A 16,206-nucleotide genomic window follows, 5' to 3' on the forward strand; every position below is an offset into this window, starting at 1 on the left:
CTCTGAAAGAACAAACGATGAGAGGTTTGAGGGAGTTGAAGATAGAGGAAAGTTAGATTGTCTCTTTGTGATGGGAGTTACCCTGAACTTTTAAGTTATGTCTTAGAAATTTTTCTTAATAAAGTATTTTATATGTAGCCTATAAAAAATATTTTTATTTTATTTTCATATAAAACAGCCTGTTAATTTATATTTATAGGTACTGCTGCATCATGGGCGTGTGGCCAGTAAAGTCCATTTGCGCTGCTCCTTTCATCTCGTTTTCGCTCAAAATTCACTCGTTCAATCATGGCTGCCCGATATGAGCAGGCCAGTATGGTGCGTTATCTCACAGACGGATAACCAAGGCGCAGATATTAGCATTTTGCCCTGCGCGCATCATCCGCCCGCAATGGATTCTGGCTGCCGACCTTAACAAATTGCGATAAGCAGTAAAAAGTAAAATCGGGGGATAAAGGTAAAGTGTGGAGCTGTCCCGCAAATTTTCGCTGCAACCCACTGAAACCAGGGAAAAGCGGCGTAAATTTAAGATATTGCTCTGTATCCCGCTTTGATGAACGATTACCATGTTGGCTTCCGGTTTCATCTGGCTTATGGATATCTAATGCGTTTTAAGGTTGCTTTTCTTCCACTTATCGCCTTGCTTGCTGCCTGCAGCAGTAAGCCTGCAACCCAGCAGCAAACCGCCGTTGTGCCTGCACCAAAAGGTGGTTTCTTACTGGAGCCTTCACACGCCGTTCAGCCGATGTTTGGTGATTTCGCGGGGAATCCGGCGGCTGAGCAGTTTATTGATCAAATGGTGGCAAAACACGGTTTTAACCGTGATCAACTGCATGCGGTGATCGGCCAGGCGAAGCGTCTCGATTACGTGCTGCGTCTGATGGACCAACAAGCGCCAAGCTACACGCCGCCGACGGGGCCGAACGGTGCCTGGATCCGCTATCGCAATAAATTCATCACGCCAGATAATGTACAAAATGGCGTGGCATTCTGGGATCAATATCAGGACGCTCTGCAACGCGCTCAGCAGGTTTATGGCGTGCCGCCGGAGATCATCGTCGGAATCATTGGCGTGGAAACACGTTGGGGTCGGGTGATGGGCAAAACGCGTCTGCTGGATGCGCTGGCCACCTTATCCTTTAGCTATCCTCGTCGCGCGGCCTACTTCAGCAGCGAACTGGAAACCTTCCTGCTGATGGCGCGCACTGAACAGGATGATCCGCTGGATCTGCGCGGTTCCTTTGCGGGTGCAATGGGGTACGGCCAGTTTATGCCGTCTTCCTATAAAGAGTATGCGGTCGACTTCAATGGTGATGGCCACATTAACTTGTGGGATCCTGTGGATGCGATTGGCAGCGTAGCAAATTACTTTAAAGAGCACGGCTGGCGGGCAGGGCAGAATGTTGCCGTACCGGCAAGCGGGCAGGCTCCTGCGCTGGAAAATGGCTTTAAAACGCTTTATCCGGTGAATACGCTGATGGCGAGCGGCCTGACGCCACAAGGATCGCTGGACGGTAATGACCAGGCGAGTCTGCTGCGCCTTGATCTTGGCACCAGTTATCAATATTGGTATGGCCTGCCTAACTTCTATGTCATCACGCGTTATAACCACAGCACACACTATGCCATGGCGGTATGGCAGTTGGGTCAGGCAGTGGCGAAAGCGCGTCAGGGCAACATGCTTTAATGCTGTCCTTATAAAGAGTGAGGGTATAAGATGGCGCCCCTTTTGCGGTGCCATCTTCACCGCCTTTCGACTTCTGAGGAGTGCTCATGACAACATTACCTGCTTGCCCTGTGTGTCAGGCTGATTATACCTGGCAGGATGGTGAGAACCTGAACTGCCCATCTTGTGGCCATATCTGGTCACCGAGTGCTGATGCAGCATCGGAGGGTTTGGTGGTGCGGGATGCCAATGGCAATCTGCTGGCCGATGGTGACAGCGTTACCGTGGTCAAGGATCTCAAGGTGAAAGGCAGTTCTTCAACCCTGAAGATTGGCACCAAAGTGAAAAGCATTCGTCTGGTTGAAGGCGACCACAACATTGATTGCAAAATCGATGGTTTTGGCCCGATGAAACTCAAATCTGAGTTTGTGAAAAAGAACTGAGTACAGGACGGCTGTCCGGCCGTCCCTTATTGTGATCACATCAGCAAACGATCCAGCTCTGCGCACTGCTCAACCGTGAGTTCGCCGCCATAATTACGCGAATGGCTGCTCATAGAATCATATTTGCGCGCCACTGCGGTTTTGATAGTCGTGACAAAGTCATCGCCGATGGTGTAAATCGCCATTAGCTTACCAATACGCTGTTGAATCTGTGCCAACTGCGTTAACTCTCCCGCTCGCCATGCGTGCATCGCCTCGGCAAACAACTCCGGTACGATGTTGTTTAATCCGGAAATCACCCCGGCACCGCCTGCCAGCAAATTGGGCAGAAGATATTCGTCATACCCTGAAAGCACGGTGAAATCAGGGCGAACCTTTTTGGTTTCTTCAATCAGGGCTCGATTGTGTGAAAGACAATCCATGGTGTCCTTAATGCCGATAAATTGCGGCAGTTCAGCGGCTAATTCTGCCACCAATGCCGGCGTTAAATCGCAGCCGGTGCGCGCCGGAAAGTTGTAGGCAAACCACTTCCCACCTAACTGTTTATCCAGTGCTTTAAAGTAGCTCAACAGCTGTTTCTGCGTTTGCCCATAGTAGTAAGGCGGCAAAACCATCACGGCGTCATAACCATTTTCCCAGGCGGCTTCAGCGAGCTGCAACATGTCGGGAACACAGGTACTTGAGATATTCGCGACCATGGTCAGTGGCGAAAGCTGACGAGCTTCGCGAATCAGCATCAGCCGTTCCTGTTGGGTCAGCGAAGCAAACTCCCCGATACTGCCCATCAACAACAGCGTATCAATCCCCGAGGCGTTCAGGCGCGCAAAGTGGCGGCCCAGCGCATCAATATCGAGCTTATTATGTTGATCGAAAGGGGTAACTGAAGGACACCAGACGCCGGTTAATTCAGGTTGTGCAGCCATAACGCGATCCTTAATCATTAAAAATGAAACGTTGTTTTAACTTAGTGCTCGTGACTGACATTAACCAGTGACAAAGGGTAAAAAGGTGAGACATCGCACTTTTCTCTTCGCTTAGCGATTGAGAAAACAGGTAGTGTGATGCTCTTCAGCCAGACAGGAGCGTTGCCATGCAAGACTGGAATCCACAGCTGTATCGTCAATTTGAATCGGAACGCACGCGCCCTGCGCGTGAACTATTAGAACGTATTCCACTAACCGACGTGCATTTCGCAACTGACCTCGGATGCGGTCCCGGCAACAGTACTGAGCTGCTGGCGCAAGCGTGGCCAGACGCGGTGATTACAGGCATCGATAGCTCTGCAGCCATGCTGGAACAAGCGCATGAGCGGTTACCTGCCTGCACTTTTCTGCAGGCGGATATTCGTACCTGGCAGGCTAACCAGCCACAGCAGGTCATCTATGCGAATGCTTCGCTGCAGTGGCTAACCGATCATCACACGCTGCTGCCGCATTTGGTTGAACAGCTGGATATCGGTGGCGCTCTGGCGATACAGATGCCGGACAATCTTGATGAAGCCTCTCACAGCTTGATGCGTAAAGTGGCGGCCAGTGAACGCTGGCAGGCACATATCTCGCCACAGGCCGCCGATCGCAAACGCCTGCTAAGCACGGAACAATATTATGATTTGCTGAGTGATGCAGGCTGTCAGGTGGATATCTGGCGTACCACGTACTATCACCCGATGGCCGATGCGCAGGCCATCATTACCTGGCTCCGTGCCACGGGCTTGCGTCCCTTCCTCGCCGGATTGACTGAACAGCAACAGGCCGATTTTCTGCATGACTATCATCAGGCATTAATGCCGGCTTATCCCCCACGCAGCAATGGTCAGGTTTTGCTGGCTTTCCCGCGTTTATTTATGGTGGCAGTGAGAACGCATTAGTATCGTGGAAGCGCGCACGCAAAATGGTGTGACAGAGGTTGAAAAGGGCGCTCTGTTGCTCCATTTATGTCTAACGCGCAGCGCCAAAACAGGAGAAGGCGATGAACGACCAACAGTTGCAGCAGCTCAGCCAGCGTATTGGTGAACAGCTGAAGAAACGCAAGGCAACGGTGACCGCTGCGGAATCCTGCACCGGTGGCTGGATTGCCAAAGTGTTTACCGATGTCAGTGGCAGCTCTGCCTGGTTTGAGCGGGGTTTCGTGACCTACAGCAACGAAGCCAAACAGCAGATGGTGGGCGTGCAGGCAGCGACTTTGGCGCTGTATGGCGCGGTCAGTGAGCAAACTGTGCGTGAGATGGCTCAAGGTGCCTGCAATGCCGCCGCCGCTGAGTTTGGCATTGCTGTGAGCGGGATTGCGGGGCCAGATGGCGGTTCAGCAGAAAAGCCAGTGGGTACCGTGTGGTTTGCCATTGCCGGACCTGGCGATCGTGTTCTGGCGCAGCGGCAGATCTTTGCCGGAGACCGTGACGCGGTGCGTCGGCAATCCGTCAGCTGGGCGCTGCAAACACTGCTTGATGAATTTCTGACAAATTAAACTTGATACTGTATGGTCATACAGTATAATTACCGGCAACAGAACGAGCAGGCACACAATGATGTCGGCTTACCCAGCATGATTAGGAGTGGAAATGGCGATTGACGAGAACAAACAGAAAGCTTTAGCTGCCGCGCTGGGCCAGATTGAGAAACAATTTGGCAAAGGCTCGATCATGCGCCTGGGTGAAGACCGCTCAATGGACGTAGAAACCATCTCAACCGGTTCACTGTCACTGGATATCGCGTTGGGGGCTGGTGGCTTGCCGATGGGGCGTATCGTTGAGATCTACGGACCAGAATCTTCCGGTAAAACCACGTTGACGCTGCAGGTGATTGCCGCTGCACAGCGTAAAGGTAAAACCTGTGCCTTTATTGATGCTGAACATGCGCTTGATCCGGTGTATGCCAAAAAACTCGGCGTTGATATCGACAATCTGCTGTGTTCGCAGCCGGACACCGGTGAGCAAGCGCTGGAGATTTGTGATGCGTTAGCACGCTCCGGTGCCGTTGATGTGATCATCGTTGACTCCGTTGCGGCACTGACGCCGAAAGCAGAAATCGAAGGTGAAATCGGTGATTCGCACATGGGTCTGGCCGCACGTATGATGAGCCAGGCGATGCGTAAGTTAGCGGGTAACCTGAAGCAGTCCAACACGCTGCTGATCTTCATCAACCAGATTCGTATGAAAATTGGTGTGATGTTCGGTAACCCAGAAACCACCACCGGTGGTAACGCACTGAAATTCTATGCTTCTGTTCGTCTTGATATCCGCCGTATCGGTGCGATTAAAGAGGGCGATGAAGTGGTCGGTAGCGAAACCCGCGTAAAAGTGGTGAAGAACAAAATCGCTGCGCCATTTAAGCAGGCTGAATTCCAGATTATGTACGGTGAAGGCATCAACACCTTTGGCGAGCTGGTGGATCTCGGCGTGAAACACAAACTGGTTGAGAAAGCCGGTGCGTGGTACAGCTACAACGGCGAAAAGATTGGTCAAGGTAAAGCGAACTCGACCAACTTCCTGAAAGAGAACCCAGCGATTGCTAACGAGATCGATAAGAAGTTACGCGATCTGCTGCTGACGGGTGCAACGGCTGGAGCGGGTGCAGCAGAAATTTCTGCTGATGACTACGAAGAAGCTAGCGAAACCAACGAAGATTTCTAAGATTTACCCCCACGGGAGCAGCGATGCTCCCGTTTGCTTTTCCCCGTCAACACTTCCCCTGATCGTTTTCTTGCTTTACCCTGCGCAACAGTCAGAACAAGGTCAAATTCATGTCATCATCACCTTCAACGGCTTCGGTGCCGACATTTTCCCGTTTGCTGGATCGTGCCATGCGTGTCTTATCGCAGCGAGACCACAGTCGTGACGAATTGAAGCGCAAGCTGCAACTCTCTTCTCAGCGTGCAGCTTATCTGAAGCAAGAAGAAAATGTGCCGATACCGGATGAGCTGCTGGAAAAGGTGCTCGACTGGTGCCAGGAGAGTGGCTGGCTCAACGATCAGCGCTTCACCGAACGCTTTATCCAAAGTCGCGCACGTAAAGGTTACGGCTCACAGCGCGTGCGCATGGAATTACAGCAGAAGGGCATCAGCCGCGATGAGATCAATCAGGCGATGATGGATACTGAAGTGGACTGGAGCCAATGCGCGGCCGATTTGGCTAAGCGTAAGTTTGGTGATCCTCTGCCGCAAACCTGGGCTGAGAAAAGCAAGGTACAGCGCTTTTTAATGGCTAAAGGCTTTATGATGGAAGATATTCAGGCAGTTTTCAGAAATATTGACGACTGAAAGGCGATGGGATTTTACTTCCCACTGAAGAAAATTTATCTTATTCCCACTTTTTGTTCCTCAATCAGCGGTAAACCTGCAGATGTGGTTTGCCCGCGAAAGGGAACGTTCGTTAGCGTGATTCCAGGAATTATATGAGCAAGAGCACTGCTGAGATCCGTCAAGCGTTTCTCGACTTTTTTCATAGCAAGGGACATCAGGTTGTAGCCAGCAGCTCCCTCGTACCGAACAACGACCCAACGTTGCTGTTTACCAATGCGGGAATGGTGCAGTTTAAAGACGTTTTCCTCGGTCAGGATAAACGCGATTATGCACGCGCAACTACGTCTCAACGTTGTGTGCGCGCCGGTGGTAAGCACAACGATCTTGAGAACGTGGGTTACACCGCTCGTCACCACACCTTCTTTGAAATGCTGGGTAACTTCAGCTTTGGCGACTACTTCAAGAAAGAAGCGATTGCTTATGCCTGGGAACTGCTGACGGGTGAGCAGTGGTTCAAGCTGCCGAAAGAGCGTCTGTGGGTCACCGTTTATGAAACCGATGATGAAGCCTTCGAAATCTGGGCTAACGATGTCGGCGTGCCGCGAGAACGTATTATTCGCATCGGCGATAACAAAGGCAGCGCTTACGCGTCTGACAACTTCTGGCAGATGGGTGATACCGGCCCTTGTGGTCCGTGCACCGAAATTTTCTACGATCACGGCGACCATATCTGGGGTGGCCCGCCGGGTAGCCCGGAAGAAGATGGCGATCGCTATATTGAGATCTGGAACATCGTTTTCATGCAGTTCAACCGTCAGGCTGACGGCACCATGGAACCTCTACCGAAGCCGTCTGTTGACACCGGTATGGGTCTGGAGCGTATCGCCGCGGTACTGCAGCATGTTAACTCCAACTATGAAATCGATCTGTTTGCCAAACTGATCAAGGCTGTTGCTCAGGTCACAGGTGCAACCGATCTCAACAATAAATCGTTGCGCGTGATCGCTGACCACATCCGTTCCTGTGCATTCCTGATCGCTGATGGCGTCATCCCGTCGAATGAAAACCGTGGCTACGTGCTGCGCCGTATCATTCGTCGTGCAGTGCGTCATGGCAATATGTTGGGAGCTAAAGAAGCCTTCTTCTACAAACTGGTTGCGCCATTGATCGACGTCATGGGTGATGCCGGTGAAGATCTGAAACGCCAGCAGAAGCATGTTGAAAACACGCTGAAAAATGAAGAAGAGCAATTTGCCAAAACGCTGGAACGCGGCCTGGCATTGCTGGATGAAGAGTTGGCCAATCTGCAAGGTGATACGCTGGATGGCGGGACGGTCTTCCGTCTGTATGACACCTTCGGTTTCCCGGCCGATTTGACGGCTGACGTCTGCCGCGAGCGCAATCTGAAGATTGATGAAGCGGGCTTCGAAACAGCCATGGAACAGCAGCGCCAGCGTGCGCGTGAGGCCAGTGGTTTTGGCGCGGACTACAATAGCGTGATTCGCTTTGATGCTGCCACTGACTTCAAAGGTTATGACCAGCTGCAGGCTGAAGGCACCGTGCAGGCGCTGTTCGTTGGCGGTCAGCAAGTTGAGCAGATCGCGGCTGGCCAGGAAGCGGTAGTGATTCTGGATCAAACACCATTCTATGGCGAGTCAGGTGGCCAGGTGGGCGATACCGGCGTGATGACTGGGCAGAATGCTGAATTCGGCGTCCAGGATACACAGAAGTATGGCAAAGCCTTTGGTCATATCGGTAAGCTCAACCGCGGTGAGCTGCGTGTGGGTGACCGCCTCAATGCACAAGTGGATGAAGAGCGCCGTGCGCGTATTATTCTCAACCACTCCGCAACACATCTGATGCATGAAGCGTTACGTGAAGTATTGGGCGATCATGTAGGTCAGAAAGGCTCACTCAACAACGATAAATACCTGCGCTTCGACTTCTCTCATACCGAAGCGATGAAGCCAGAGCAGATTCGCACTGTTGAAGATATCGTTAATACCCAGATTCGTCGCAATTTACTCATCCAGACTGAAGTGATGGATCTGGATGAAGCCAAAGCGCGCGGCGCAACGGCGTTGTTCGGTGAGAAGTATGAACAGCGTGTGCGTGTGGTCAGCATGGGTGAATACTCCGTTGAGCTGTGCGGCGGTACGCACGCAGCGCGCACCGGCGACATTGGCCTGTTCCGCATTCAGTCTGAATCCGGCACGGCGGCAGGTGTGCGTCGTATTGAAGCGTTGACGGGTGAAGGCGCAATGGCTCAGCTGCATGCGCAGAGCGATCAGATAACTGAAATTGCGCAGGTGGTTAAAGCCAACAGCAGTAATCTGAATGAGAAAGTACGCGGTCTGGTTGATCACGTTCGCGCGCTGGAAAAAGAACTGCAGCAACTGCGCGATCAGCAAGCGGCTCAAGAGAGTGCCTCGCTGAGCAGTAAAGCAGTGGACCTGAAGGGTACCAAACTGCTGGTCAGCGAGCTTAACAACGTTGAGCCGAAGATGCTGCGCACCATGATGGATGACCTGAAGAATCAGCTCGGCTCGGCCATCATTGTGCTGGCAACTGTTGCTGAAGGTAAGGTTTCCCTGATTGCTGGGGTGACTAAAGACCTGACTGACCGCGTCAAAGCGGGTGAGCTGGTCGGCGAACTGGCCGCTCAGGTTGGCGGTAAAGGCGGCGGTCGTCCTGATATGGCTCAGGCGGGTGGTACAAACCCTGAGGCACTGGCTGGCGCACTGGCTGGCGTGTTGGAGTGGGTGAGTAACCGACTGTAACGAATTAAAATTCAGCATCGTGAGTAGCGCCAGAACCCCCGTGTTCTGGCGCTTTTTAACGCGGTGTGCACCCGATAATGACAAAGTCCGGTTGATGTAGTGTATTTCGGCTAAACTAACTATCAGCAGAATGTATTGGCGTGGCGATGCACAATGGTGTATTTGTCATAGACATTGTTCAGCGTTATATGATGGATATGGCCGGGAGACCGAACAGGCCCGACTCTTTTAATCTTTCAAGGAGCAAAGAATGCTTATTCTAACTCGTCGAGTTGGTGAAACCCTCATGATTGGCGATGAGGTGACTGTAACGGTGCTGGGTGTTAAAGGTAACCAGGTCCGTATTGGCGTCAATGCGCCTAAAGAAGTTTCGGTGCATCGCGAAGAAATCTATCAGCGTATCCAGGCCGAAAAAACTCAGCAAACGAGTTACTAACGGATTCAGCGCCTCGCATCCTGCGAGGCGCTACCGCTTTTATCCCCCCATCTTCATTTTTTCCGCCCTTAACCTCATTTTCTTTCTTCCCATTTTGTTAACTGCAACGTGCTTTCGCTGTTGATTAATCACTCTTTTTGTCGGCAAAACATCCTAATTGCGCGTCATTTGTGCAAACAGAACGATATCCAGAAAAAGTCGGGAAAAATTGTTTGACTTATAAGTGCGGGAAAGTAATATGTGCGCCACGCAGTGCCGATGAGCAGAAACAAGTTCAGAAGCACAGTTCGGAAGAACGCGTAAGGTGAGGTGGCCGAGAGGCTGAAGGCGCTCCCCTGCTAAGGGAGTATGCGGTCAAAAGCTGCATCCGGGGTTCGAATCCCCGCCTCACCGCCATTTCCGATGCATCCATAGCTCAGCTGGATAGAGTACTCGGCTACGAACCGAGCGGTCGGAGGTTCGAATCCTCCTGGATGCACCATTCGGAAAACTGAAGTAAGAGTGAACGAGCAGTTCCTTTCATGGTGAGTTGTCAGCACCCTGCGTTGTACAAGAATTAACTCGATGCATCCATAGCTCAGCTGGATAGAGTACTCGGCTACGAACCGAGCGGTCGGAGGTTCGAATCCTCCTGGATGCACCATTCTTCGTATCATTCCCAGGTTGATTGCAGTAAGTCCATCGTAAGAAAATCTCTCAATGCATCCATAGCTCAGCTGGATAGAGTACTCGGCTACGAACCGAGCGGTCGGAGGTTCGAATCCTCCTGGATGCACCATTCTGTTTTCTTCATGCTATTTTCAAACTGTTTCATCCGTAACATCAGTTATACCCCAATGCATCCATAGCTCAGCTGGATAGAGTACTCGGCTACGAACCGAGCGGTCGGAGGTTCGAATCCTCCTGGATGCACCATCTCCTGTTCGAAACAATCAACGTCCGCTTTCTGAATTTACTTCCCATTTTTCTTCATCACACAAAAACCACTTATATAACCGCCATTTATCCCCGGTATGGCTACCTGACCTTTTTCCGAAAACAAAAATAGCTAATGCTTTCAAAGCATTTGCTGTTAAGCACACCTGGCGACAACCTAAGCGCATTACGCTAAAGTAATGGCTCATTTTGTGGTGCTCGATGGAGTGACAATGTACGACCAATATGACGCCCTGATTTTCGATATGGACGGCACCATCCTGGATACTGAGCCGACACATCGAAAAGCCTGGCAGCAGGTGCTGAGCCGTTACGGTTTCACCATGGATGAGAAAAAAATGGTGAGTTTTAATGGCGCACCCACCTGGCAGCTGGCGCAGTACATTCTTGAGCAGAACAATGCTGAGCATGATCCTCATTTGCTGGCCGCGGAGAAAACCGAAGCGCTCAAGGCGATGTTGCTGGATGATGTACGCCCTTTACCGTTAATGGACGTGGTGAAAGCGTATCACGGTCGTCGTCCCATGGCGGTGGGTACCGGCAGTGAACATAGCCTGGCAAAGGCTCTGCTTGAAGCCTTGGGTGTCTATCATCTGTTTGATGCCGTTGTCGGCGCGGATGATGTGCAGCGCTATAAACCCCAACCTGATACTTTTTTACGCTGCGCCGAGTTAATAGGCGTGGCACCTGAACGCTGTGTGGTATTTGAAGATGCTGACTTTGGTGTTCAGGCGGCGCGAGCCGCGGGCATGGATGTGGTTGATGTCCGTTTACTGTGAATGAAATTCTGACCTATGGATCGTTATTCGGTAGTAGCTTTCTGAGTGCCACTCTCCTTCCAGGAAGTTCAGAGGCTGTGCTGATTGCTTTACTGATCGCCCAAAAGGGTTCGATCTATGGATTGTTATTGGCCGCATCAGTGGGAAACACGCTGGGTGGCCTGACCAACATTATTCTTGGTCGCCTCATGCCGCCAAAAGGGCAGGGGCGATGGCATGACACAGCAATGACGTGGTTACATCGATTGGGTCCTGCAGCGCTGCTTTTAAGCTGGCTGCCGGTAGTGGGCGACCTGCTTTGCGTGCTTGCAGGCTGGTTGCGCTTTGCCTGGCTGCCCACGGTGCTGTTCCTCGCCATCGGTAAAACGCTGCGTTATATCGTTATCGCGACCGCCACATTACAAACAATGCAATGGTGGCATTGATTCGCACAGATTCGAGGCTACGGTTAACATTATGCTGAACAAAAATAAATTATTCGCACAGCGGGAGGTTAATGTGATCCCGGACGTATCAAAAGCGCTTTCCTGGTTGGAAGCGCATCCCGACGCGTTGAAGGGTATCGGCCGTGGCATTGAACGCGAGACTTTGCGCGTTAATCCAAATGGTCACCTGGCAACCACCGGACATCCTGAATCCCTGGGTTCAGCGCTGAAGCACAGTTGGATTACCACTGATTTTGCCGAAACGCTGCTGGAGTTCATTACGCCTGTCGATCAAAGCATTGATCGGTCACTGGCTTTCCTGCGTGATATTCACCGCCACACTGCGCGAGAGTTAGGTCAGGAACGTATGTGGCCGTTCAGTATGCCGGGTTATGTTGAAGATGTTGATAGCATCGAGCTGGCGCAATATGGCAGCTCTAATGTCGGTAAGATGAAAACCCTCTATCGGCAGGGACTGAAAAATCGCTACAGCGCACTGATGCAGATTATCTCAGGTGTGCATTATAACTTCTCGCTGCCACTGTCGTTCTGGCAGGAGTGGGCGGATGTAAAAGATGCGGAAAGCGGCAAAGAGACCATTTCTGCCGGATATCTGCGTTTGATCCGCAACTATTATCGTTTTGGTTGGGTGATCCCTTATCTGTTCGGTGCATCTCCAGCGATCTGTTCATCGTTCCTGCAGGGACGTGAAAGCAAATTACCCTTTGAAACGGACGGCAAAGGCACCTTGTGGCTGCCGTATGCTACTTCGCTGCGCCTCAGTGATTTAGGCTACACCAACAAGTCGCAAAGTGGTTTGGGCATCACTTTTAACTCGCTCGACGGTTACGTTGCTGCGCTGAAAGCGGCGATCAAGACGCCGTCAGAAGAGTATGCGGCCATGGGCACCAAAGATGCAGACGGCAACTGGCTGCAACTGAACACCAACGTGTTGCAGATTGAAAACGAACTGTATGCACCTATTCGTCCAAAACGTGTGACTCGTTCGGGCGAAGCGCCTTCTGATGCATTATTACGCGGTGGTATCGAGTACATCGAAGTGCGTTCTCTGGATATCAACCCGTTCTCTGCCATTGGCGTGGACGCTAATCAGGCGCGTTTCCTCGACCTGTTCCTGATTTGGTGTACCCTGGCGGATGCTCCTGAGATGAGTTCTGACGAGCTGTTATGCAGCCGTAAAAACTGGAACCGCGTGGTTATGGAAGGACGTAAGCCGGGCCAGGTGATTGGTGTAGGTTGTAGCGATACAGAACATCCGCTGGTTGATGTGGGTAAAGCCCTGTTTGCCGATCTTCGTCGTGTTGCCGAGGTGCTCGACAGCAATTATGGCAGCACGCAATATCAACAGGTTTGTGATCAACTGGTGGCATCGTTTGATGATCCTGAGCTAACCTATTCAGCGCGTATTCTGCATGCCATCAAAGAAAATGGCTTAACCGGCGCAGGTGTGGCACTGGCTGAACAGTATCGTCATCTGCTGTGTGAAGAGCCGTTAGAGATTTTGACCGAAGATGACTTTAGTCGTCAGGCGTTGGAATCGGTGCAGGCGCAGGAAAAGCTGGAACAGAGTGATACGCTGGATTTCGAAAGTTATCTGGCAGGTCGCGAAGGCTAAAAAGAAAATGGCCACATCATTGTGGCCAAAATTAACATCTCTGTTGTCAGGGATGATGATAACAAATGCGCGTCTTTCATATATTCAGACGTTGGGCGAACGGAAAAGTTTCATCGTTTTAAAAAAAATCTCAAAACAGGAGGTGACGTATGCCACTACTGGATAGTTTTACTGTTGATCACACCATCATGGGTGCACCCGCTGTGCGCGTTGCAAAAACCATGAACACTCCGCATGGCGATACCATCACCGTTTTTGACCTACGTTTCTGCCGTCCGAATATCGATATTCTGACTGAGCGCGGCATCCATACGCTGGAGCACCTGTTCGCTGGCTTTATGCGTAATCACCTCAATGGTGATGGCGTGGAAATCGTTGATATCTCGCCAATGGGCTGCCGCACCGGCTTCTACATGAGCCTGATTGGTGAACCAGACGAGCAGCGCGTAGCGAAAGCGTGGAAAGGGGCGATGGAAGATGTTCTGAAAGTGAAAGAACAGAGCCAGATCCCGGAACTGAATGAATACCAGTGTGGTAGCTACAAGCTACACTCACTCGACGAAGCGCAGCAGATTGCGCGTAACGTGTTGGCGCATGAGATTGGCGTGAACCGTAACGAAGATCTGAAACTGCCGGCTGAGAAGCTGAAAGAGCTGCACATCTAGTGCCTGTCTGAGCAGAAATGAAAACGCCGCGATGTTCGCGGCGTTTTTTTTGGCTTCAGGAACCGATGGAGGATTTCAGCGGATGATGCGGGGTAATGCGCACCTGCTTCACCATGTTGTCTTGCACGTCGAGAATATCCACATCGTACTTACCGATTTTCACGCATGTATCGACCAACGGAATCTCTTCCAGCGCTTCCAGCAGCATGCCATTGATGGTGCGTGCTTCGTCTTCGGGTAACGTCCAGTTGAAGGCTTTATTGATTTCACGCACGTTGGCGCTGCCTTCAATCAGCACTGAGCCATCATTCTGCGGCATTACTTCTTCCGCCAGCGAGGGAGACATAGACGTCGTAAAGTCGCCCACAATCTCTTCCAGAATGTCTTCAATGGTCACCAGTCCTTTGATGTCACCATATTCATCGACCACTAAGCCGACTTTCTTCTTATTACGCTGGAATTTCACCAGCTGAACATTCAGCGGTGTACCTTCCGGCACATAATAAATTTCATCAGCGGCGCGCAGCAGGCGATCTTTGTTGAACTCTTTCTTCTCGGTCATCATGCGCCAGGCTTCACGCACGCGCAGCATGCCAACAGAATCATCCAGCGAATCGCGGAACAGCACGATCCGGCCATGCGGCGAGTTACTCAGTTGGCGGACAATCGATTTCCAGTCGTCGTTGACGTTAATGCCGACAATTTCATTGCGTGGCACCATGATGTCATCAACGCTGACCTTTTCCAGATCCAGCACCGACAGCAGCATGTCCTGATTACGACGTGACATCAGTGAGCGTGACTCATAGACAATGGTACGCAGTTCTTCCTTACTCAGGGCTGAACTAATGGAGCCTTCCGTTTTGATACCAACCATGCGCATCAGAATGCGGGTAATGGTGTTGAGCAGCCAGACCAAAGGCAACATCACATACTGCAGCGGCGCTAGCAGCACACTGCTGGGATAGGCAACTTTTTCGGGGTAAAGCGCCGCAATGGTTTTCGGCAGCACTTCAGCAAACACCAGCACCACAAAAGTCAGGATCCCGGTGGCAATTGCCACACCCGCATCGCCGTAAAGACGCATACCGACAATGGTACCCAATGCGGAAGCCAGGATATTCACGAGGTTGTTGCCTATCAGCACCAGGCTGATTAAGCGATCAGGACGACGTAAAAGTTTTTCGACACGACGAGCCGCGCGATTACCGCTTTTGGCTTTGTGGCGCAATTTATAACGATTGAGCGTCATCATGCCGGTCTCTGAACCGGAGAAGTACGCAGAGACCAGCACCATGATGACCAGCGTAACGATCAGCGTGGTGGTTGAAACATGTTCCAACGCAAAAATTCCTTTAGTGAGAAGTAAGCAGGTGCTGAAGCACGCGACTGCCGAAGTAGGCCATGGTCAGCAGCAGTGCACCGCCGCAGTTAAACCAGACGACGCGACGTCCGCGCCAGCCCTCGTGATAGTGTCCCCAGAGCAGAACGATATAAACAAACCAGGCAAGAATGGACAGTACCGCTTTATCGACATTCTCCGCGCTAAACAGGTTATGCATGAAGAACAGCCCGGTGCACAGCACCAGCGTCAACAGCACTACACCAATTTGCGTGATATGAAACATCTTACGCTCAATACTCAGCAGCGGCGGCATATCCTGGGTGAAAGCCAGTTTCTTATTTTTTAACTGGTAATCAATCCATGCCAGCTGCAGCGCATACAGTGCTGCGATAATCAGCGTGGCGTAGGCAAACAGCGACAGGCCAATATGGATCATCATGCCCGGCGTGGTTTCGAGATGGGTAATAAAGGCATTCGGCACAAAGGTGGCGAAGGCGAGGTTAATCAAGGCAAAGCCGTAGACAATCGGCAGCAGTAACCAACCGCGATTGCGCGATGCGACGATGGTCATGATCGCGCATATCAGCAGACTCACCAGCGAACCGATGTTTAGCAGACTGAGGTTTTGTCCGTTATCGACGGCAAAAATGCGTTGTTGCAGTGCAACCGCATGGGCGATCAACGCGACGCAAGCAGAAAGCACGGCAAAACGACGCCAGCCACCGTTGCGTTTCAGCAGGCTGGGGATAATCAATGCAAGACTGAGGGAGTAGGCGAACAGCGCCACGATCGCGAAAACGAACATAGATCCTTTCAGGTGTCGGTCAGATAAGGAAAAAACCAGTATAGCGCCAGCTGC

The 16,206-nt window shown here is 51.5% G+C and carries 15 protein-coding genes and 5 tRNA genes; 17 read left to right on the forward strand and 3 right to left on the reverse strand.

Features of this window, described 5'->3' with window-relative positions:
- Positions 1 to 604: 604 nt before the first annotated feature.
- A complete protein-coding gene (mltB, locus tag LH22_RS07010; protein ID WP_038645215.1) occupies positions 605 to 1,687 on the forward strand; it encodes a lytic murein transglycosylase B in 1,083 nt (360 codons plus the stop codon).
- Positions 1,688 to 1,773: 86 nt separating this feature from the next.
- Positions 1,774 to 2,109, forward strand: coding sequence for a zinc ribbon domain-containing protein YjdM (locus LH22_RS07015; protein WP_038645217.1), 336 nt, complete (start codon positions 1,774 to 1,776; stop codon positions 2,107 to 2,109).
- A 35-nt stretch (positions 2,110 to 2,144) separates the two neighbouring features.
- On the opposite strand, the gene LH22_RS07020 is transcribed toward LH22_RS07015, so the two are convergent.
- A complete protein-coding gene (locus LH22_RS07020; RefSeq protein ID WP_038645219.1) occupies positions 2,145 to 3,032 on the reverse strand; it encodes a dihydrodipicolinate synthase family protein in 888 nt (295 codons plus the stop codon).
- A 167-nt stretch (positions 3,033 to 3,199) separates the two neighbouring features.
- Between LH22_RS07020 and tam the strand changes: the two genes are divergently transcribed.
- The 15 genes from tam (at position 3,200) to luxS (ending at position 14,002) form a co-directional block, all read left to right on the forward strand.
- Entirely contained in the window at positions 3,200 to 3,976 is a 777-nt protein-coding gene (gene tam, locus LH22_RS07025) for a trans-aconitate 2-methyltransferase (protein WP_038645221.1), read from the forward strand.
- Positions 3,977 to 4,077: 101 nt separating this feature from the next.
- Positions 4,078 to 4,572: a nicotinamide-nucleotide amidase gene (gene pncC / locus LH22_RS07030; protein ID WP_038645223.1), complete on the forward strand. Its 495-nt coding sequence runs from the start codon at positions 4,078 to 4,080 to the stop codon at positions 4,570 to 4,572.
- A 94-nt stretch (positions 4,573 to 4,666) separates the two neighbouring features.
- On the forward strand, positions 4,667 to 5,737 hold the full coding sequence (recA, locus tag LH22_RS07035) for a recombinase RecA (RefSeq protein ID WP_034822205.1): 1,071 nt from the start codon (positions 4,667 to 4,669) through the stop codon (positions 5,735 to 5,737).
- A gap of 110 nt (positions 5,738 to 5,847) precedes the next feature.
- Positions 5,848 to 6,363, forward strand: coding sequence for a regulatory protein RecX (locus LH22_RS07040; protein WP_197079611.1), 516 nt, complete (start codon positions 5,848 to 5,850; stop codon positions 6,361 to 6,363).
- 134 nt (positions 6,364 to 6,497) lie between these two features.
- Positions 6,498 to 9,125 (forward strand): alanine--tRNA ligase, encoded by a 2,628-nt coding sequence (gene alaS / locus LH22_RS07045; RefSeq protein ID WP_038645228.1) that lies wholly within the window; start codon positions 6,498 to 6,500, stop codon positions 9,123 to 9,125.
- A 250-nt stretch (positions 9,126 to 9,375) separates the two neighbouring features.
- Complete coding sequence (gene csrA, locus LH22_RS07050) at positions 9,376 to 9,561, forward strand: carbon storage regulator CsrA (RefSeq protein WP_004155916.1); 186 nt, start codon at positions 9,376 to 9,378, stop codon at positions 9,559 to 9,561.
- 303 nt (positions 9,562 to 9,864) lie between these two features.
- A tRNA-Ser gene (locus LH22_RS07055) sits at positions 9,865 to 9,957 on the forward strand.
- Between the two features lie 8 nt (positions 9,958 to 9,965).
- Positions 9,966 to 10,042: transfer RNA gene (locus tag LH22_RS07060), tRNA-Arg, on the forward strand.
- An 85-nt stretch (positions 10,043 to 10,127) separates the two neighbouring features.
- Positions 10,128 to 10,204, forward strand: a tRNA-Arg gene (locus LH22_RS07065).
- Positions 10,205 to 10,262: 58 nt separating this feature from the next.
- Positions 10,263 to 10,339: transfer RNA gene (locus tag LH22_RS07070), tRNA-Arg, on the forward strand.
- Positions 10,340 to 10,399: 60 nt separating this feature from the next.
- A tRNA-Arg gene (locus LH22_RS07075) sits at positions 10,400 to 10,476 on the forward strand.
- A 233-nt stretch (positions 10,477 to 10,709) separates the two neighbouring features.
- Positions 10,710 to 11,276: a fructose-1-phosphate/6-phosphogluconate phosphatase gene (gene yqaB / locus LH22_RS07080; protein ID WP_038645232.1), complete on the forward strand. Its 567-nt coding sequence runs from the start codon at positions 10,710 to 10,712 to the stop codon at positions 11,274 to 11,276.
- Positions 11,273 to 11,701 (forward strand): YqaA family protein, encoded by a 429-nt coding sequence (locus tag LH22_RS07085; RefSeq protein WP_038645234.1) that lies wholly within the window; start codon positions 11,273 to 11,275, stop codon positions 11,699 to 11,701. Before yqaB ends, LH22_RS07085 begins: the two co-directional genes overlap by 4 nt.
- Positions 11,702 to 11,732: 31 nt before the next feature.
- Complete coding sequence (gene gshA / locus LH22_RS07090) at positions 11,733 to 13,337, forward strand: glutamate--cysteine ligase (protein WP_038645236.1); 1,605 nt, start codon at positions 11,733 to 11,735, stop codon at positions 13,335 to 13,337.
- A 149-nt stretch (positions 13,338 to 13,486) separates the two neighbouring features.
- Positions 13,487 to 14,002: an S-ribosylhomocysteine lyase gene (luxS, locus tag LH22_RS07095; RefSeq protein WP_034822217.1), complete on the forward strand. Its 516-nt coding sequence runs from the start codon at positions 13,487 to 13,489 to the stop codon at positions 14,000 to 14,002.
- A gap of 55 nt (positions 14,003 to 14,057) precedes the next feature.
- Here luxS and LH22_RS07100 read toward each other — a convergent pair whose 3' ends face one another.
- Complete coding sequence (locus LH22_RS07100) at positions 14,058 to 15,344, reverse strand: HlyC/CorC family transporter (RefSeq protein WP_038645238.1); 1,287 nt, start codon at positions 15,342 to 15,344, stop codon at positions 14,058 to 14,060.
- A 13-nt stretch (positions 15,345 to 15,357) separates the two neighbouring features.
- A complete protein-coding gene (locus LH22_RS07105; protein WP_038645240.1) occupies positions 15,358 to 16,152 on the reverse strand; it encodes a cytochrome C assembly family protein in 795 nt (264 codons plus the stop codon).
- Positions 16,153 to 16,206: the final 54 nt, after the last annotated feature.

The organism is Pantoea rwandensis (assembly GCF_000759475.1).
In the GTDB taxonomy this organism is placed as follows: domain Bacteria; phylum Pseudomonadota; class Gammaproteobacteria; order Enterobacterales; family Enterobacteriaceae; genus Pantoea; species Pantoea rwandensis_B.